At 62.6% G+C, this 20,448-nt stretch carries 10 protein-coding genes; 6 read left to right on the top strand and 4 right to left on the bottom strand.

What is annotated here, in order from left to right; genetic code table 11:
* Window positions 1-12: 12 nt before the first annotated feature.
* Window positions 13-2,289, top strand: coding sequence for a DNA polymerase domain-containing protein (locus M2447_RS07960; RefSeq protein WP_277558129.1), 2,277 nt, complete (start codon window positions 13-15; stop codon window positions 2,287-2,289).
* A 99-nt stretch (window positions 2,290-2,388) separates the two neighbouring features.
* Window positions 2,389-3,522: an LptF/LptG family permease gene (locus tag M2447_RS07955; RefSeq protein ID WP_277558127.1), complete on the top strand. Its 1,134-nt coding sequence runs from the start codon at window positions 2,389-2,391 to the stop codon at window positions 3,520-3,522.
* 142 nt (window positions 3,523-3,664) lie between these two features.
* On the opposite strand, the gene M2447_RS07950 is transcribed toward M2447_RS07955, so the two are convergent.
* Window positions 3,665-4,891 (bottom strand): argininosuccinate synthase, encoded by a 1,227-nt coding sequence (locus M2447_RS07950; protein WP_108826189.1) that lies wholly within the window; start codon window positions 4,889-4,891, stop codon window positions 3,665-3,667.
* 175 nt (window positions 4,892-5,066) lie between these two features.
* Window positions 5,067-6,026, bottom strand: a complete 960-nt coding sequence (argF, locus tag M2447_RS07945) for an ornithine carbamoyltransferase (protein WP_277509517.1) — start codon at window positions 6,024-6,026, stop codon at window positions 5,067-5,069.
* 181 nt (window positions 6,027-6,207) lie between these two features.
* On the opposite strand from argF, the gene M2447_RS07940 reads away from it, so the two are divergent.
* Window positions 6,208-6,786, top strand: a complete 579-nt coding sequence (locus M2447_RS07940; protein WP_277558126.1) for a DUF4199 domain-containing protein — start codon at window positions 6,208-6,210, stop codon at window positions 6,784-6,786.
* Between the two features lie 332 nt (window positions 6,787-7,118).
* Here the strand turns inward: M2447_RS07940 and nadA are convergent, their stop codons facing one another.
* Window positions 7,119-8,099 (bottom strand): quinolinate synthase NadA, encoded by a 981-nt coding sequence (nadA, locus tag M2447_RS07935; protein WP_277558124.1) that lies wholly within the window; start codon window positions 8,097-8,099, stop codon window positions 7,119-7,121.
* A gap of 82 nt (window positions 8,100-8,181) precedes the next feature.
* Here nadA and M2447_RS07930 point away from each other — a divergent pair, with 82 nt between their 5' ends.
* Window positions 8,182-8,565, top strand: coding sequence for a hypothetical protein (locus M2447_RS07930; RefSeq protein ID WP_277509513.1), 384 nt, complete (start codon window positions 8,182-8,184; stop codon window positions 8,563-8,565).
* A gap of 132 nt (window positions 8,566-8,697) precedes the next feature.
* Window positions 8,698-9,729 (top strand): adenosine kinase, encoded by a 1,032-nt coding sequence (locus tag M2447_RS07925; protein WP_277558123.1) that lies wholly within the window; start codon window positions 8,698-8,700, stop codon window positions 9,727-9,729.
* 728 nt (window positions 9,730-10,457) lie between these two features.
* On the opposite strand, the gene M2447_RS07920 is transcribed toward M2447_RS07925, so the two are convergent.
* Window positions 10,458-10,694: a hypothetical protein gene (locus M2447_RS07920; protein WP_277558122.1), complete on the bottom strand. Its 237-nt coding sequence runs from the start codon at window positions 10,692-10,694 to the stop codon at window positions 10,458-10,460.
* Between the two features lie 173 nt (window positions 10,695-10,867).
* Here M2447_RS07920 and M2447_RS07915 point away from each other — a divergent pair.
* Window positions 10,868-20,448, top strand: a 9,581-nt coding sequence (locus tag M2447_RS07915) for a hypothetical protein (RefSeq protein WP_277558121.1), incomplete at its 3' end; no start/stop codon positions are given.

The raw sequence follows: 20,448 nt of genomic DNA, 5'->3' as shown, positions 1-20,448 counted from the left end.
ATGTAGTTGTCCATGTCCGGGCAAACTCCCTCCGCTCAAAACTCAGCGCAGAGCATCTGCGGCCTTTGGATCGACGGCGACGGCGTCGCGCACCTTTCGCTTGCGAATGCCGACGGCACTCGCGCCGGGCAATCCGCCGTGTTTCATCCTTTCGCATGGCTCACCTCGGCGGAGATTGACTCGCCCGAGGGCGCGCGCATCGAGGCGCTCAAGGGACGGGGCGTTTTCACGCAGCTTGCGCACGCCGACACGCCCGACGCCTACGATGCGCTGATTTCCGCAGCCAAAAAAACACCGGCGGACGCGCGTGTCGGCACCGATGTGCTTCGTCCGTTTGAAAATCAATTTCTCCTGCAAACCCGGCAGCGTCTTTTTGGCGACCTTGGGTTTCACCAGCTTCGGCGCTGCCAGCTCGACATCGAAACCGATTCCGCCGGTGGGGGCGCGTTTAGCGACCCCTCGAATCCGACCGACTATATTCTCGCCATCGGGCCCCAGTTCACATCGGCGGATTCGCCCGCGCCGAGACGGCAGCTTCTTGTCCTTGATGAACCGACCGCCGCGGCGGAGAAAAAACTGCTCGAGCAATTCAACGCGATTCTCGCCGCCGAGGATCCCGACACGATCGAGGGGCACAATATTTTCAAATTCGACCTCGACTACCTGCGCCAGCGCGCGCGGCGTCACAAAATTCCCTGCGCGTGGGGACGTTTCGGGCAAAAGGCCGCGTTTCGCAACTCGCGCCTGAAAGTCGCCGAGCGCTGGCTCGATTTTCCGCGCTGCGACATTCCCGGCCGCGCCGTGATCGACACCTACATGCTCGTGCAATTGCACGACATCACCACGCGCGAAATGACAAGCTACGGTCTCAAGGACAGCGCGGTCTTTTTCGGCATCACCGCCGAGGACGCCGACGCCACCGGCGCGCGCACTTACATCAAGGGCTCTGAACTTCGCAACGCGTATCGCGAAAACCGCGAGGCGTTTCTCGCCTATCTCGCCGACGACTTGCGCGAAACCAAGGGGCTCGCTGATTTGCTCCTGCCCACGTATTTCGAGCAGACGCGCACGTTTCCGATCCTGCTTCAGGACGCCGCGCTGCGCGGCACCACGACCAAGATCGACCTGCTTTTCCTCGAGGAGTATTATCACGCGCGCCAGTCGTGCCCCGCGCCGGTCGAGATGTCCGCCTTCGCCGGCGGCTACACGCGCTCGTTTAAGGAGGGCGTGTTCAAAAACGTGCTGCACTTCGACGTCGCCTCGCTCTACCCGAGCCTGCTTCTTTCCATCGGGCAAAACCCCGCCGGCGACACGCTCGGCGTTTTCATTCCGATGCTGGCCCGCCTGCGCGAGTATCGCTTGAAATACAAACAACTCGCGCGCACCACGGCCGACGAGCTTCTTCGCGCCGAATACCAGGCTCGCCAGGCGAGCTTCAAAATCCTGATCAACTCCTTCTACGGCTACCTCGGATTTTCCGGCGCGCGCTTCGGCGACGGCGCGCTCGCCGCCGAGGTGACTCGCCGCGGGCGCGAACTCCTGCAGGCGCTCATCGACAGGCTCGCCGCGGAGGGTTGCGACATCCTCGAGGCCGACACCGACGGCATTTACCTCTCGTCAAAAAAATATTTTGCCGATCCCTCCGCGCTTCTCGCCAGCGCACAAACGGTGCTTCCCGAGGGCATCGAACTCGAGCACGACGGCAGCTACGCGGCGATGTTTTGCTACAAGTCGAAAAACTACGCGCTCATCGACAAATGCCCCGGCGGCAAAATCACCATTCGCGGTTCCGCGCTTCGCTCGCGCGGTATCGAGCCGTATCTCAAAAAACTCAGCGACACACTCATCCGCTACCTGCTCGGCGCGACGGACGAGTCGCCGCTCGCGCTCCTCGAGGATTACCGCAGCCGCATCGGCAAAAGCGAAATGCCGGTGGCCGAGCTCGCGAAGTCGGAAATCCTCTCGCAGAACCCCGAGACCTACGAGCGCTTCATCGCCGAGGGCGGCAAGCCGCGTCGCGCGACCGCCGAGGTGGCGTTGCAGATGACGCCCCGGCCGCGCATGGGCGAGCGCGTCAGCTACTACATCACCGCAAGGGAAAAGGGCAAAACGGCGGACTGGCAGCGCGCCCGCCCGCTCGGCGCCCACGACGCCGGGCTCGCGCCGTATGATCCCGTCTATTACAACGACAAGCTCGACGACTGGCTCGAACGCTACGGCGCGTTCCTGGGCGACGAGGCCAAGCGAATCGCCGCCGAAAAACCCGGCGCGCAAGGGGAGTTGTTTTAGTGGCGCGGGCCGCCACGCCTGCCGGTTTGAAAAACGCACGATTGGCGGAAAGCAGACTTGGCAGTCCGCGCGGCGTCGCGCATTTTTCGAATCACGCACATGTTCAAAATCCTACATCGTTATATCGCCAGCTCCGTCCTTTCCTCGGCGGCGGCGGCGATTGTTTTCATAGGATTTATTTTTGGCGCGGTCAATTTGCTCAAGGATGTGCTCGTGTATCTGCTCGACGGGCGCATTCCCTTCGGGCTCTTCCTGAAATTGTGCTGGGACATGGCCCAATACGTGGGCACCTACGCCGTGCCCATCGGCATGCTCATCGGCGTGCTGCTCGTGCTCGGGCGCATGTCGGCGGACAACGAGATCACCGCCATGCGCACTTCGGGGCGCAGCATTTTGCAAATCGCGCGCCCGATTCTTGTGATTGCGTTGTTCGGCGTCGTCGCTGAGCTCGGCATCAATTTTTATCTCATGCCAAAGTCGCGCGTGTCCTACCACGTCGAGCTTGAGAAGGCGCTCCGGCATTCGGCGGCGAACTTTTTTGTGCCGCGCACCTTCATGCGCGAGATTCCGGGAGCGGTCATTTTTTTCGACAAGAAGGACGGCCAAACTTACCAGAATCTCTGGGTGTGGCTGTTGGACAACCAGCAGCGCGCGACCTACATTTATCACGCGGCGTCCGCCGTCATTGAGTTCGATTTGGACAGGGAAATCCTGCGCGTGCTGCCTTTCGAGGGCAACATCGAGGCGCGCGCGGCGGCCGATCCGGAGAAGCGCGCCGACCACAACAACATCCTGCAAATGGGCGGCACGGAGCAGGCGGTTGAGATTCCGCTCGGCGATTTTCTCGGCAAGCGCGGTTTCAGGCAAAAGCTCAACTGGCTCACGCTGCCGGAACTTCTGGAACGGAGGACCGAGCTCGCGCACGACCCGAAGGCCACCGACATAGACCGGCTGAAAGTCACGCTCACGATCCACAACAAGCTCACGTTTTCGCTCGGAGTGTTTTCGTTCGCGCTCATTGCGATTCCGCTCGGCATCCGCACGCAGCGCAAGGAGTCGTCGGCAAACATCGGCATCGCGATGCTGCTCGTTGTGGTGTATTACGTGATGTCGGTCGCGGTCGGCTGGCTCGACAAGCGGCCCGACTTGCATCCGGAGATTTTGATCTGGCTGCCGAACGCGGTTTTCATCGGCACGGGATTGATACTTTTACGGCGCGTGGAGCGGACGTGAGCGTCAGGCAGGGTAGGGCGAACCGTCACGGTGAGCCGCGCCGCAATTGCCATCCGGCTCACCGGGACGGTTCGCCCCACCAAAAAAATGCGCGGCTTTGTGCGCCGCGCATTTCTTTTTGGATGCTTCGTCAAATGACGTTTCAGACTTTCGGGCCGCCTTGCGCGAGGTTGCGGGCGCGGAGGCGCAGGCCGTTCAGGCGGATGAAACCGGTGGCGTCGTTTTGGTTATACCAGCTTTGCACGCCTTCCATCGACGCGATGTTTTCGTCGTAGAGCGAATACTTCGACTTGCGGCCGCAGGTGATGATGTTGCCTTTGTAGAGTTTCAGGCGCACGGTGCCGGTCACGAATTTCTGGCTTTGGTCGACGAGCGCCTGGAGCGCCTCGCGCTCGGGCGCGAACCAGAAGCCGTTGTAAACGAGCTCGGCGTATTTCGGGATGAGGCTGTCGCGCAGGTGCTCGACTTCGCGGTCGAGGGTGAGGCTTTCGATTTGCTTGTGCGCGTGCATGAGAATCGTGCCGCCGGGGGTTTCGTAAACGCCGCGGCTCTTCATGCCGACGAAACGGTTTTCAACGAGGTCAACGCGTCCGATGCCGTGCTTGCCGCCGAGTTTGTTGAGTGCCTTGAGCACTTTGCCGGGCGTGAGTTTTTTGCCGTTGATGGCGACGCAATCGCCTTTCACGAATTCGAGTTCGACGTATTCGGGTTTGTCGGGCGCGTCCTCGGGCGAGACGGAGAGTTTGAACATGTCCTTGTTGGCCTTGGTCGTGGGGTCGAACCAAGGGTCTTCGAGGATGCCGGCCTCGTAGGAAATGTGGAGCAGGTTGCGGTCCATCGAATACGGTTTTTTGAGCGAGGCTTCGACGGGGATGTTGTGCTTTTTGCAGTAGGCGATCATCTCGGCGCGGCCGGGGAAGAGATCGCGGTATTCGTCCATTTTCCACGGGGCGATGATTTGCAGGTCGGGCGCGAGCGCCATGTAGGTGAGCTCGAAGCGGCACTGGTCGTTGCCCTTGCCGGTGGCGCCGTGCGCGACGGTGTCGGCTTTTTCCTTGCGGGCGATGGCGACCTGCGCCTTGGCGATGAGGGGGCGCGCGATGGAGGTGCCGAGATAATACTGGTTTTCGTAAACGGCGTTGGCGCGGATCATCGGGTAGATGTAGTCGCGCGCGAATTCCTCGACGAGGTCGAGCGTGTAGTGTTTCGAGGCGCCGGTCTTTTTGGCTTTTTTGTCCAAGCCCTTGAGTTCTTCCTCCTGGCCGATGTCGGCCGCGAAGGTGATGATGTCGGCGTCATAGGTTTCCTTGAGCCATTTGACGATGACGGACGTGTCGAGTCCGCCGGAATATGCGAGGACGATTTTCATGGGAGAATAAAGTTAAAATACTGCACTTCGTTTTCTTGCACTTCAATTTTAATCGCGAAAACGCGAAAAAACGGAAGCGCGGAAAGATTGGAACAACAGCGGCCTTTGATTGCGGAACGCATGGTTGAGGGGCGTTTTTTCGTGTTTCCGCCCTTCCGCGTTTCCGCGATCAAACCTAGCCGCGCGGTTGTTGCGCGAGCACGGCCATGATGGCTTTTTGGGCGTGGAGGCGGTTTTCGGCCTCGTCGAAGATGATCGAGCGGGGGTGGTCGAGCACGTCCTGCGTCACTTCCTTGCCCACATACGCGGGGAGGCAGTGCATGAACCAGGCGTCGGGTTTGGCGGCGGCGAAGAGTTGCGCGTTCACGCTGTAGGGCGACATGGTTTTGATGCGCTCGGCGGCCTCGTCCTCCTTGCCCATGCTCACCCATACGTCGGTGTAAACAACGTCGGCGTTTTTCACGGCTTCGTAGGGATCGGTCGTGAACTGGTATTTGCCGGGAAGTCCGAGGCGTTTGCTTTCGGCGGCGAGGAGCGCGTCGAACTCGGCGGAGGGCTCGAAGCCTTTCGGGCCGGCGAGCGAGATTTCCATGCCGAAGAGGTTCGCGCCGAGAATCCACGAGTTGGCCATGTTGCAGGCGGTGTCGCCGAGGAACGCGATTTTGCGGCCCTTGAGCGAGGCGAGCAAGTCGCCGCCGGGCGGGGCCCAGCGCTCGGCGAGCGTGAAGGCGTCGGCGTAGATCTGGCACGGGTGCAGGAAGTCGGTGAGCGCGTTGATGACGGGCACGTTGCCGAGCTCGGCGAGTTGCTCGACCTCGGCGTGGTCGTAGGTGCGCACAATCAGGCCGTGCACCATGCGCGAGAGCACGCGCGCGGTGTCGCCGATGCTTTCGCCGCGTCCGAGCTGGATGTCGTTTTTGTTGAGAAAAAGCGGATTGCCGCCGAGCTCGTGGATGCCGACCTCGAACGAGACGCGCGTGCGGGTGGAGGACTTGGAAAAGATCATCGCCCAGGTCTGGTGCTTGAGCACGGCGGGGGTGTTGCGTCCGCGTTCCTGCTTGAGGTCGCGGGCCAGCGCGAGGACTTCGGCCGCTTCGTTCTGTGTGAAATCGGTTTCTTTGAGGAAGTGCTTCATCGTGTTTGTTATTGTTGGCGGTGTGACTGGGAAAGCGGTCGTGTTTATGCGGCGGCGCGGCGCACTACGAGCGAAAAATGAGGCTGACTGTCACGCGGGCCGGCCACGGCGGACGCGCGCCGGGCGCGAGGTGTGTCTTGCGCGCGGGGGAAATCTCCGTAGCGTGCTGTTCACTTTGCTTATGAGCACCAAAACTACCTACGGACTTATTCTCGCCGCCGTCGGCATCGCGCTGGCGCTGCTCGGCTACCTGCTCGGACTTCAAACGGAAAAGGCCGGCTCGACGCTGGCCTCGATGTTTCAATGGATCGGCACGATCGCGGGCTTTTTTGTGATCTGGCTCGGCGTGCGCGCCGTGCGCGATGAAAACAACGACCAGTGCCTGACGTTCGGACAAGGATTTGGCGCGGGCGTGGTGATCGTGCTCGTCGCGGCGCTCATCAGCGCGGTTTACACGTTTGTCCATTTCACATTTATCAATCCCGATTACGCGGATCACATGATGGCGCTCGTCGAGCAGAAATGGGCCGAGGCCGGAATGAACGACCGGCAAATGGAGGCCGCGGAAAAAATCACGCGCATGTTTTTCCATCCGGGCGCGCTGGCCGCGATAGGCTTCCTGAGCCAGATGTTTTTCGGCGTGGTTTTCTCGCTGGTCGTCGCGGCAATCGTGAAACGCAATCCGGCGAGGTCCGTGCCGCCGCCTCCGGTTGTGCCCACTTCGACACCTCCACCGCCGATGCCTCCGGCTGCGCAGTGAAAATTTGAGGATCGGTGCCGCCCGTATCCGTTTAATGTCGGAAGAATGGTGGCAAGCACGACGCCAAAGGCGTCATACAGCTTGGCCCGGGGTGGGCGCGCAGCGCGCGCAACCCGGGGTTATCAGTGACACAAGATCGGCGCCCTGAAGGGGCGCGACAATATGCAGGTGTGCGTTGATTTGTTGCGCCCCTTCAGGGCGCCGAATTTCAAAAAAACAAACACCCGGGGTGTCGCAAGCTCCACCCCGGGCCAAGGGGTGGCACGCCTTTGGCGTGCAAAGGCCGCATGCCTCTCGACGCTAAACGAATACTGCCGCCCTCCGGCGCGCCCTCACTTGCTCCAGTCGAGCATGCGCTGGATCGGGGCGAACGCGGCGGCGCGAACGTCCTCGGGCATCTCGATCGCGGGCGACATGTTTTTCAACGCGTCGCGCACTTTCTCGATGGTGTTCATTTTCATGAAGCGGCAGTCGTTGCACGCGCAGGTGTCGGTCGGGCCGGCGATGAAGGTTTTGTCCGGCACCTCGCGCTGGAGCCGGTGGAGCATGCCGCTTTCCGTCACGACAATGATTTCGCGCGCGGGCGTTTTTTTGGCGAAGCCGATCATGAGCTCGGTCGAGCACACCTCGTCGGCGATGTCGCGCACGGCTTGCACGCACTCGGGATGCGCGACGACCGGCGCGCCGGGAAATTGCGCGCGGATTTTTTCAATCGCCGCGACGGTGAACTGCACGTGCGCGTAACAACTGCCGGGCCAGAGCCGCATGTCGCGGCCCGTTTTCTGGCGCACCCACTGGCCGAGATTCTGGTCGGGCACGAAGAGGATTTTTTTGTTCGCGGGCACGCGCGCGACGATTTTGGCGGCGTTGCCGCTCGTGCAGATCACGTCGCTGAGCGCCTTCACGGCGGCGGAGCAGTTGATGTAGGCGACGACGTAGGTGCCGGGATGCGCTGCCTTGTAAGCGGCGAGTTGTTCGGCGGGGCACGAGTCGGAGAGCGAGCAACCGGCGTCGAGGTCGGGCAGGAGCACGGTGCGCGCCGGGTTCACGATTTTCGCGGTCTCGGCCATGAAGTGCACGCCGCAGAAAAGGATGACGTCGGCCTGGGCCTGTTGCGCCTGGTAGGCGAGCCCGAGCGAGTCGCCCACGTAATCGGCGATGCGCTGGATCGACTCGATCTGGTAGTTGTGCGCGAGGATGACGGCGTTGCGCTCGCGTTTGAGCGCGAGGATTTCCTCCTGAATCGGGGAAAGCGGCGCGGGCTCGTTGCGCGGGCGGACAATGTAAGGCTCGTGGTTGGGCGTGGCTGTCATCGTTGTGTGTAAAATTGCGGGGGACGTTACGCGAAGCTTGCGCCCTGTGCAAGTTCGCAGCCACCATGCGGCCATGTCATCTATGCAATCAAAGCCACAGGTCCTGGCATGGCTCACGTGCGACGGCGTGCACATCGATCCCGGCTCGGGCAAGCACACCATACTCGGCGTTTTTTCCAACATCCGCGCGCGCGAGTTTCCCGTCACGCATCCGCGCATGATCTGGTTTCTCACAATCAGCGACGTGCCCGCGGGCAAGCACATGATCCGCATCACGCTCGGGCTCGACCCGATGAACATGCGCCCGCTCATCGAGCGCGAATTCGAATCCGCCGGCCCGCTCCAGCGCATCAACCTCATCAACGAAATCAACAACCTCAACTTCGACGAGGCGGGCGACTACTCGATCGTGATCGAGGTTGACGACGAGCCGTTGCTCGCGACGAGCATCACCGTTTCGAATTAATTGATGTCCGTAGGGGCGCACCTGGCGTGCGCCCTAGTATGCGGAAAACTGTATGCAAATCATCCACAACGCGGGCAAACGTCAGGGCGCACGCAAGGTGCGCCCCTACGAATTTAATTTCCACGAATTTTTATGACTCCTTCAAAACCACTCGATCTCATCGGCGTCGGCGCGCCGATCATGGATATTGTCGTGAGCGTGCCCGACGATTTTCTCGCGCACGCGGGCGGCGAAAAAGGCGGCATGGTCATGGTTGACGCGGACGAGATGGCGCGCCTGCTCGCGCTCCTCCCGACCAAGCCCGCAATGAGCACCGGCGGCTCCGCGGCCAACACGACCTTCAACACCGCGCGGCTCGGCTTGCGCGCGGCGTTCATCGGCAAGCTCGGCAACGACGACGCGGCGGACGCCTACAAGGCGCGCTTCGCATCCGCCGGCGTGGACACGTCGCGCTTCAAGCACGCCGCCATGCCAAACGGCCGCTGCCTCGCGCTCACCACGCCCGACGCGCAACGCACCATGCGCACCTGCCTCGGCGCGCACGGCACGTTTTCGCCGGAGGATGTTTCGCCGTCGGATTTCGAGGGCGCGCGGCATGTGCACATCGAGGGCTACGTCGTGTTCAACTCAAAACTCGCCGACGCGATTCTCGACGGCGCGCGCGCGTCGGGCTGCACGCTCAGCCTCGACCTGGCGTCGTTCGAAGTCGTGCGCGAATCGCGCGAGTGGCTGCTCGGACAATTGCGCAAGGGGATCGACGTGGTGTTTTCCAACGAGGACGAAATCCGCGCGCTGTTTCCCGACGCGGCGGACGCGAACACCGTGGAGGATTATCGCGCGCTGGGCGCGCGCCTGGCGGAGTTCGGCGGCGTCGCCGCGGTAAAGCTCGGCAAGGACGGCGCGTGGATCGTGCGCGGCAAGGGAGGCGGCGTCGAGTCGCACCGAATCGCCCCCGTGCGCGTGACCGACGCGGTCGACAGCAACGGCGCGGGCGACGCGTGGGGCGCGGGCTTTTTGTCCGGCTGGCTGCGCGAAAAACCGCTCCCCGTGTGCGGCGAGATCGCCTCGCTGCTCGGCGCCGAAACCGTGCGCCACATGGGCCCGCTGGTCCCGGACGCGCACTGGCCGCAAACCAGCTCGCGCGCGACGGAGTTGCTGCGTTGATGACGTTTCCCCTTTGCTTCAAAAACTCCGGGCGTCCTTTCGATTGACGCGGCGCGACGGTTTCGCCGGCGCGCTGTATGTGCCGCCTTCCGTAATTCTTGGTGTCCTTGCGAGCCGCCCACCCGTTGGCGTTTTTCCGGTATGAATTGTTGCAAGGGAAAGCCCTTTTGCCAGGCGAGCAGTCCCGGTGTGCCAGGGGTGTTTCGGCTCACCCGGAGGGTTCGCCCCGCCATGAGGTGCGGCCAAATAAATCGAATGAGCCCAGCCGTTCCAAACTCGCTCGCAGGCGCATGGCTCCATGCGATTTTCCCGCACAGGCATTGTTTTCGCGAAACAGGCCGTCGATCAGGCTCGGGTGAGGCTCGGGCGGACGCCCCTATTGCCTCGAGTGATTTGTTTTCGGGATGGACGTGTCACGGAATCAAGCAGCGCGCGTGTATGCCGGTTTACGCCCCGGTGGCATGGCGCGGCGAAAGCCGCTGTTTTGGGGCCGTTCGCGCGGGTTCCCGGCGCGGCCTGTGCAAAGCGGGAAATTAATGTGAGAGTGTCGGGCATGGACAGATTGCCGGCTTCCGACCTTGCGTATTTCCGGCGGTTCCGGCGTCCGAAATGCTTTTGTTTGAAAAAAATATGAAATTTGGCGCCAACCCTGTGTCTCTTGCGTCGATTGTCTGGGCACGATTGTGCCGGGATATCCATGGCCAGTAGCCAGTGGAAGCACGGCGCGCTCAGGCCGTTTTTTTAGCCAGAGAGACTCTAGTTTTCTTGTGCTTTTTGGGCGCTAAAATCATTCTTGCACTGATTTTGTAACATCCAGTCCCTTCTTGCTTTGCCTCTTTCTTGTGCACCTTGTTTGCAATAGCTTTTTGGGGGGATTTAACAAAATTATTCTTAACAAACCGAAGCAATCGCATCACAAGACATGGACGCGCAATTGGGAACAAAATATCTTTGCGCACATCCATTACAAAATTTCCCTGATTTTATAATCACTTTACAACTGATGCCCCGGGCTTCAGTTGCCAAGTTTAACCATCCGCCAATCATCGCTCAACCATCCGCTCACCCGTCAACCCGAGCCGGCCATTCGCCGGCTTGCCCCGTCAATCTCATGCAAAACACAAACCATAACGATCACATGAACACACCTGTTCGCCCTCCCTCCGCGCGCGGCTCTCTCGCGCTTTTCCTGTCCGCCGCGCTCGCGACCCTCGCCGGGTCGCTGTCCGCGCAGACATATAATATTACCCAAGGTGTGACTGGTTATCAGGCCTCCGCCACCGGCACGCATATCCTCGCTGCCAGCGGCACGGTCACCGACATCACGGGGCCTGCCATACTGACCAGTGTTCCCGGCGTGGAGCTTCAAATCGGAGCCAACGCCCTTGTGCACAGCAGCGGCACGCACGGTGTGTTTTTTAATGGGTATGGGGTTGGCAGCACGCTTTACAACGCCGGCACGATTTCCAGCGACAACGCTGCAAGCTACGGTATTCGTGCTATCGGCGTCGCGCTCATATCCAACACCACTGGTGGCGTGATTCAGGGCGCAGGCGGTGTTTGGTTGAGCAACGGCGGCACGGTGCTCAATTCCGGCACGATCATTGGCCTTGACAATGGCGCCGATGGCGACAGCGGCGTCTATGGCTTCAACAGCATACTCATCGACAACAAGGCGGACGGCGTGATTCGAAGCGCCAACAGGGGCGTGTGGCTCTATGCCGGCGGCACGGTGCTCAATGCCGGCGCGATCACCAGCACCGGCACCTTCGGCATCCTGTCCAACGCCGTCAACACCGTGATCGACAATGCCGCGACCGGGCACATCTCGGGCTCGCACGTTGGCGTGCGCCTCATGAACGGCGGCACGCTTTACAACGCCGGCACGATTTCCGGCGGCAATCTCTCCGCAAACTACGGTGTTCTCTCCGGCACCAACGCCGCGTTCATATCCAACACCACCGGGGGCGTGATTGAGGGCAGCGGCGGTGTTTCGTTGCGTGCCGGCGGCACGGTGGTCAATTCCGGCACGATCATTGGCTATGACGATGGCTTCAACAATGACAACGGCGTCTATGGCGGAGTCAGCATGCTCATCGACAACAAGGAGGGCGGCGTGATTCGAAGCAACAACAGGGCCGTGTATCTCTCGTATGGCGGCACGGTGCTCAATTCCGGCTCGATCACCAGCACCGGCAGCGTCGGCCTCGAGTCCAACACCGTCGACACCGTGATCAACAATGCCGCGACCGGGCACATCTCGGGCACGACCATTGGCGTGCGCCTCAATCGAGGCGGCGAGATCGTCAACTCCGGCAAGATCGAGGGCGAGAACTCTACCGGCGTGGAGGCCGTTTCCGCCGTGGTCACAATTACCAATTCCACCTCGGCGCAGATCACCGGCGGCATCTACGGCGTGAATCTCATGAACGGCGGCACAGTCACCAATGCCGGCACGATCGAAGGCTCCACGGGCTACGGTGTTTTCACCAGCACTAATTCCTCGTTTGTGGACAACATCGCCGACGGCATGATTTCGGGCGCGGGCGGCGTTTCGCTGCGCAACGGCGGCACGGTGCGCAACGCCGGCACGATCACTGGCAACAACACCGGCGGCGCCACCAACAGTGCCATCAACGGAGATGCCGGCATCTTCGTCGACAACTTGCAGAACGGCGTGATTCAAAGCGGCTACAGGGCCGTGTATCTCGCCACCGGCGGCGGCACCGTCAAGAATGCCGGCAAAATCATCAGCACCGGCAGCTTCGGCGTTGAGTCCACGGTTGCCGACACATTGATCGACAATCTCTCGACCGGCCTCATCGAGGCCGCCGATTCCGGCGTGCGCCTCGTCAAAGGCGGCGTGGTCACCAACACCGGCACCATCTCCGGCACCGGCGCGCTCGGCGTCGGCGTCTGGTCCGCAAGCGCCAGCGCGCTCGTGAGCAATTCCGGCACCGGCCTGATCACGGGCGGCCCGGGCGGCACAGGCGTGTATCTTATGAGCGGCGGCACGGTCACCAACACCGGCACCATCTCCGGCATCGGCGCGCTCGGCGTCGGCGTCCGGTCCGGCAGCGCCAACACCCTCGTGAGCAACACCAACACCGGCCTGATCACGGGCGACACGGGCGTGTATCTCGAACAAGGCGGCACGGTGCTCAATTCCGGCGCCATCCGCGGCGCTGTCGATGGGATAATGTTTGAAAACGCGTCCGGCCTGGTCGTCAACAGCGGCCTTGTGGAAGGCACGGGCAATGACGCGGTGAATTTTTTACAAGGCGGCACCGCGCAAAACACCGGCACGATTCAAGGGGCGCATGGCGTCTATGCCCAAAACACGGCCGCGGTTGTTGAAAATGACGCGGGCGCGCTCATCCGCGCGACGGAACAAAATGCGGTTACGCTTCAGGCTGGCGGACGGGTTGACAACTCCGGCACCCTCTCCAGCGCCAACAAGCACGCCGTGCGCGTGGACGGCGGCCTCGCCGTTGTCAACAACGCCACCACCGGCGTCATCGACAACGGCATCTACGCGGGCGGCACCACCACCGTTGACAACCGCGGCCTCGTCACCGGCGCCCTCGGCGTTCAGATCGGCGCGAGCTCCACGCTCGTCAACACCGGCACCATCGATGTCACCGGCACGGCTCTCATCTTTAAGGGCCACGCGGATTACACCAACGGCTCCCTCATCCGGGGCGGCGACGAGGGCGTGCATTTTGAAACCACCGGCTCGCTCGGCAACACCGGCACGATCATCGGCACAAACGGCATCGGCGTGGTCGGCGGAACCGGCGCCATTCTTGTCAACAACGCCGCCAACGGCCTCATCCAAGGCGGCACCCACGGCGTCTATCTGACCGCCGGCGGCACCGTCTCCAACTCCGGCACCATCACCGGCGGCGACGCCGGCTACGGCGTTTATGTCAACGGCGGCGAGGCCGCGATCACCAACAACACCGGCGGTGTCATCAACGCCGGCATCTACGCCGGCGGCACCAGCTCCGTTGACAACCGGGGCATCGTCACCGGCACCCAGGGCATCGTCATCGGCGTGTCCTCCACGCTCATCAACGCCGGCACCATCACCGCCGTCACCGGCACGGGCTTGGCCTTCCTGAGCCACGCCGATTACACGGTCACAACCCCCATCGACGCCACCCACGTCGGAGTCTCCTTTGCGAGCACCGGCTCGCTCGGCAACACCACCTCCATCCGCGGCGTTGCCGATGCCGGCGTCGAGGCGCTTGGCGCCGCGATCACCGTCAACAACGCCGCCAGCGGCGTCATCACCGGCGGCTCCTACGGCATCAACCTCGTTCACGGCGGCACGGTCTTTAACTCCGGCTCGATTGTCGCCATCACCGCTATCAACAATTTCGGCGTCTATTCCAAGGACAACGCCACGCTCGTGAGCAACACCACCGGCGGCGTCATTACAGCACGCACCGGCATCAGGCTGGATGCCGGCGGCACGGTCGCGAACGCGGGCGCGATCCGCGGCTCCACTTCGTCTGGAGTTCAATCCAAGGACAACGCCACGCTCGTGAGCAACACCACCGGCGGCTCCATCTCCGGCAACACCGCCGTCTGGCTGGATGCCGGCGGCACGGTCGCGAACGCGGGCACGATCCGTAGCACTAACAATTTTGGGGTCTATTCCAACAGCAACGCCACGCAGGTAACCAACAACGCCGGCGGCCTGATTCAGGGTGTCAATGCCGGTGTCAGCCTGAACGCGGGCGGCACGATCACGAATTTCGGCACGATCACTGGTGGTAGTAAACTTGGTGTGTCCTCCTCCAGCAACGCCACGCAGGTAACCAACAACGCCGGCGGCCTGATTCAGGGTGTCAATGCCGGTGTCAGCCTGAACGCGGGCGGCACGGTTGAGAACTCCGGCTCGATTGTTGGCATCAGTTATGGTGTCTCTTCCGGCAGCAACGCCACGCTCGTCACGAACACCACCGGCGGCTACATCACCGGCGCCACCGGCGTCGGTCTGAGTGCCGGCGGCACGATTGAGAACTCCGGCTCGATTGTTGGCAGCAGTTATGGTGTCTCTTCCGGCAACAACGCCACACTCGTCACGAACAACGCGGGCGGCTCCATCTTCGGCAACACCGGCGTCAGTCTGAATGCCGGCGGCACGATTGAGAACTCCGGCACGATCCGCGGCGGCGCCGGCGGCACCAATTATGGAGTCTATTCCAACAACAACGCCACGCTCGTCACGAACAACGCTGGCGGCGACATCACCGCCGGCACCGGCATCAAGCTCGCCCAGGGCGGCACCGTCACCAACTCCGGCACGATCATCGGCACGTTCGGCCACGGCATCAATGTCGCCGGCGCCGTCGCCGACATCACCAACAACGCCCTGATTGAGGGCGGTGTCGCGGGGATCACACTCGAGGCCGGCGGCTCGGTGCACAACACGAACAACGCCATCATCAGGGGCACCGCGGCTGGCAGCCACGGCATCATGGCCTCCAACGTCCCCGTCGAAATCCGCAACGACCAATACGCGACGATCTCCGGCGGGACGACAGGCGTGACGCTGGACGCCGGCGGCACGATCACCAACACCGGCCGCATCGAGGGCCGCGACCCGGCCAGCGGCGTCGGCGTTTACGGCGGCCCCAACGGGGAAACCACCGTCACCAACGACTACTACGCAAGCATCATCACCGGCGGTTCCGCCGGCGTGTGGCTCACCGGCGGCGGCACGGTGGCGAACACCGGCACGATCATCGGCACGGGCGCCGGCAGCTACGGCGTGCGCACCGACGGGGGCGCGGTGGACATCACCAACGACACCCGCGGCCTCATTCGGGGCGAGGCGGCCGGCGCATATCTTGCCGGTGGAGGCATGGTGACCAACGTCGGCCTGATCGAGGGCGGCATCCACGGCATGGAGCTCGACGGCGGCGCGACGATCACCAACTCCGGCACGATTTACGGCCTGGCTGGAGACGGCATCCGCACCGGCGCTGGTCCCGAAATCAAGATTACCAACAACCCTGGCGGCTTCATCAGCGGCCAGGAATACGGCGTCAACGCCGCGAGCGATCTCAACCTTGTCAACCATGGAGTCATCACCGGCACGAACAACGACGGCGTTTATTCCCAAGGCCGGGCGGACATCGACAACGAAGGCTTCATCCAAGGCATGGACAAGGGCGTGAACCTCGACGGAAGCACCAACGCGCGGGATAGCAAACTTGTCAACTCCGGCACCATCCGAGTGGATAATGGCGAGGCCGTCTATGTTACACAAGACACGGCTGAAATCACCAACAGCGGCCTCATCGAAGGCGAATACGGCATCCGGGCGGAGGGCTTCAACATCTCGACACTCGTGACCAACGCCGCCGGCGGCTGGATCCAAGGCTACAACAACGCCGGCGTCTCGCTGCAAAGCGGCACTGTGGACAACGCCGGGGAAATCCACGGCATCTTCGGCGTGATCATCAACGGCCCAGAAGCCCTCGTGGAAAACAAACTCGGCGGTTACATCAACGGCGGCGACACCGGCGTGAACCTCGTGCAGGGTGGCACGGTCATCAACGCCGGCGAAATCCACGGCAACGACGGCGTGCGCATCGAAACGCTCGAAGCCTACGTGGAAAACAAACCCGGCGGCTGGATCCACGGTTTCAACACCGGCGTGAGACTCATGCAAGGCGGCACCATCATCAACAGCGGCACAATCGAAGGCGGCTACGGCATTGATGCCGGCGGCGCGGCCGTGGTCGAAAACACCGGCGGAGTGATCACCGGTGACGTTGCCGTGAATCTCGCAGCGGGCGGCACGGTCACAAACAGCGGATTGATCGAAGGCGCCAACATCGGTGTTCAGACCGACGCTGCCGGCACGGTCACAAACAGCGGCACGATCCTTGGCAACACCAGCTTCGGCATTCAGGCCGACGCCGCGGTCAAGATCGAAAACACCGCTGTCACCGGCCTCATCCAAGGCGGCGAGACCGGCGTGCGTCTGAACGTCGGCGGCACGGTTACGAACTCCGGCACGATCCTCGGCGATACCGACACCGGCATCTACGCCGACACCGGCGTCACCGTGGTGGAAAACACCGGCGGCCAAATCCAGGGCGGACTGAACGGCGTGTGGCTGGGCGAAGGCGGCAGGGTGCGCAACACCGGCGCAATCACCGGCACCGCCAGCTACGGCATTTATTCCGGCACCAATGCGGAAGTCGAAAACATCGACGGTTACATTAAGGGAGGGACCACTGGCGTGCACATAGCGGGATCGAGCACGATCACCAACAGCGGCACGATCATCGGCACGGGCAGTGCCGGCATCTATTCAAAGGATATCGCAGAGCTCGCCAACACCGGCGGTCGTGTCGAGGGCGGCAAATACGGCGTGCAACTTGCCGCCGGCGGCGCGGTTACGAACGCCGGCACGATCATCGGCACGGACCTCGTGGGCATTTATTCTAGTTCCAACGCGACACTCGTCACCAATGAAGCCACCGGACTGATCTCCGGCGGCACGATCGGCGTGCATCTTGCCGGCGGAGGCACTGTTGCGAACGCCGGCACGATTCGAGGCACGGACCTCGTGGGCATTTACTCCGGCAGCCTCGCCACGATCATCAACAACGCCACCGGACTGATCTCCGGCGGCACGGTCGGCGTGCACCTTGCCGGCGGCGGCACGGTGAAAAACACCGGCACGATTTCCGTGACAAATATCAATGCGGGTTCTCTTTCCAACCCATCTCCGCATGCCGGAATATTGGTGGAAACCCGCGGTGCTGAAATCATCAACACCGGCCTTGTCCAGGGTTACAGCGGGATCACGATTCGTGCCGGCGGAACCCTCGTCAATTCCGGCACAATCGCCGGCGTGGGAACGGCGGGCAGCGGTGTGTTTGGAAAATATACCGTCGTCGCCACCAACACCATCGGCGGCGTGATCACCGGCACCATCTATGCGCTCAACCTGCCTGACAACGCGTCGAGCATAGTGAACCTGTGGAACAGCAGCACGCTCGCGGGCAGCCTGCGCATCGAGGGCGTCTCCGCGCAGCTCACCCTCAACGGCGACGCGGGCACGGAGCAACTCTACTCGGACGCGGTGACCGGCGACACGGACTTCACCGGCATACTCATCAAGCAGGGCGCGGGCACCTGGACAATCGACAAAAACCTCAACACAAACCCCCTCGCGCAAATGAGGCAGAAACTCACAAGGGTGGACGCCGGCAAGCTCATCGTTGACTGGGAGAAACACACGCTCAATAACGCCGCGGTGAACATCGCCGCCGGCGCGATCCTCGAAGTGCGCACCGCCAACACGGCCACCACGACCACGCTCGTCAACCCGCTCACCGGCGACGGCCTGCTCGACCTCGTCGGCACGGCGACGGTCAACGCGCCCAACGTCACCTTCGCGCTCTCCTCCAGCATGGGCTCCGCCTTCAGCGGCACGGTCGGCGTGGGCAGCGCCTACGGGCACAAGACCGTCTTCGACCTCGCCACCTCGGAGACCGCGCTCGAAAACGCGACCCTCAAACTCAACGCCAACAGCGAAACCACGCTCGACGCCAACCGCGAAATCGGCGGCCTCGACCTGGCCGGCGGCACATTCCTGGTCAAGACCGACACGACCACCGCGGGCCTGCCGCCCTACCGGCTCGACGTGGACAACCTCATGAGCACCGCGGGCGGAAGCAAGATCGGCGTCGATACCGAAACACTCTCCGGCATCAACCCGCCGCTGCCCCCCGGCGACGGCCTCAACCAAAACGTGTTCGATATGGACGTGATTCCGCCCGACACGCTGCTCAGCGGCACCATCGTGCACGGCGCGAACAGCACCATCATCGACGGCGCGACCTTCGACATGGTCGACAGCGACGGCAACATACTGCCCTCGGGCACCAGCACGATCAGCTTCGGCCAAAACGGCCTCTATCCGGTCGGCGTGAACAGCTACGGTTACAACGCCATCCACAAAACCAATGGCAGCGGCGGCGGCGACATCGTGCTCAACTACGGCCTCATCTCGATTGAATCCGTGCACGCCACCGAGCTGATCATCCTCGACCCGACCGGCTCGCTCGACAAGACCCTCAGCGCCAAGCTGACCGGCTCCGGCGCGGGCTTCGAATTCCGCGGCTCCGAGGCGATCACCCTCGCGCACAGCGGCAACGACTACACCGGCACGACGCTCATCAACGAGTCGGCCTGGATCATCGGCGGCGTCGTGGACGTGATCGCCAGCAGCACCAAAGTCACGCTCGCGACCGTTGACACCGGCTTCGACCTCGGCGGCAACGACCAGCGCCTGCAAAACCTCAACGGCCTCGGCAACATCCGCCTCGGCGACAAAACGCTCACCGTTGCGAACACCGAAACCGGCCTTGAACTCTCCGGCGTGATCGACGGCACCGGCAACGTCACCCTCGCCGACGACAGCGAGTGGACGCTCCTCGGCGCCAACACCTACACCGGCGTGACCACGATCGGCTCCGGCGCGCAACTGCAACTCGGCAACGGCGGCGCCACGGGCATGATCGCCGACGCCAGCGCGGTGGCCAACACCGGCACCCTCACGATCAACCGCCGCGACGACCTCGTCTACGGCGGCACCGTGACCGGCGCGGGCGTGTTCATCCAGCGCGGCGCCGGCACGACCATCCTCACCGGCGCGAACAAAATCGACGGCGGCCTCGTCGTTGAAAACGGCGCGCTGATGATCGGCCAGGACGACGAAACCGGCTGGTATTCCTCGACCATCGCGGCGAACGTCCGCGTGGACGAAAACGCCGGGATCATCTTCAACCGCTCGGACGAAGTCACCTACGACGGCGTGATCAGCGGCTCGGGCGCCGTGGCGACCATCGGCAGCGGCACGCTCGCGATCAAAAACGCGCAAACCTACGAAGGCGAAACCTACGTAATAGGCAGCACGCTGCGCCTGGACACCACCAACGCGATCGAACGCAGCGAGGGGGTGGTTCTCTTCGGCGGCACGCTCGACCTGAACAACAACAACCAGCGCATCCAGAACCTCCACGCCGCCAACGGCGTGATCCGCTACAGCACGAACAGCGGCACGGCGACGGCCTACACCAACCTCACGGTGGCGGGCGAGCTCAACGGCACGACAACGCATTACATGAACGTGGACCTCGTTGGCAAAAAGAGCGACACGCTCACGGTGGCCGGCCTTGCGAGCGGCACGCACTACGTCCACTTCGACCCGACGACCGACCCCTCGCTGCTCAGCGACCCGCAACGCAAATACGCGCTCGAAGTCGTCAAGCTCGGAGCCGGAAGCACAGCGGAGTTTGACTCCGACGGAGTGGAATCGGGCATGCACACCTACAAACTCTACAAAGGCGACGGCGGGCTGGTCATGCCCAACGGCGACTCGTATTACCTGAGCGGCGGAGACGCGCTGAGCCGCGCGGCCGACGCGATCCTGCTGACCGCCGGAGTGATGGGTGCGGACTGGCACTACGGGCTGGACAACGTGCACAAACGCCTCGGGGAAATCCGTGTGAACCTGCCGACATCGAGCGGCAACGTGTGGGCGCGAGTGAACAACTACCGGCTCAACGCCGCGCCGGACCTCGCGGGAAGCAGCTTTGAGCAGGACAGCTACGGACTGACCGCGGGCGGAGACATGATCATGCGCCGCGAAAAAGCGATGCTCGTGGCGGGAGCGTTCTTCGG

The organism is Ereboglobus sp. PH5-10 (assembly GCF_029504735.1).
Lineage (GTDB): Bacteria > Verrucomicrobiota > Verrucomicrobiia > Opitutales > Opitutaceae > Ereboglobus.
The sequence above is the reverse complement of the archived record's forward strand: the minus strand, read 5'-3'. Positions and strand labels throughout refer to the sequence as shown.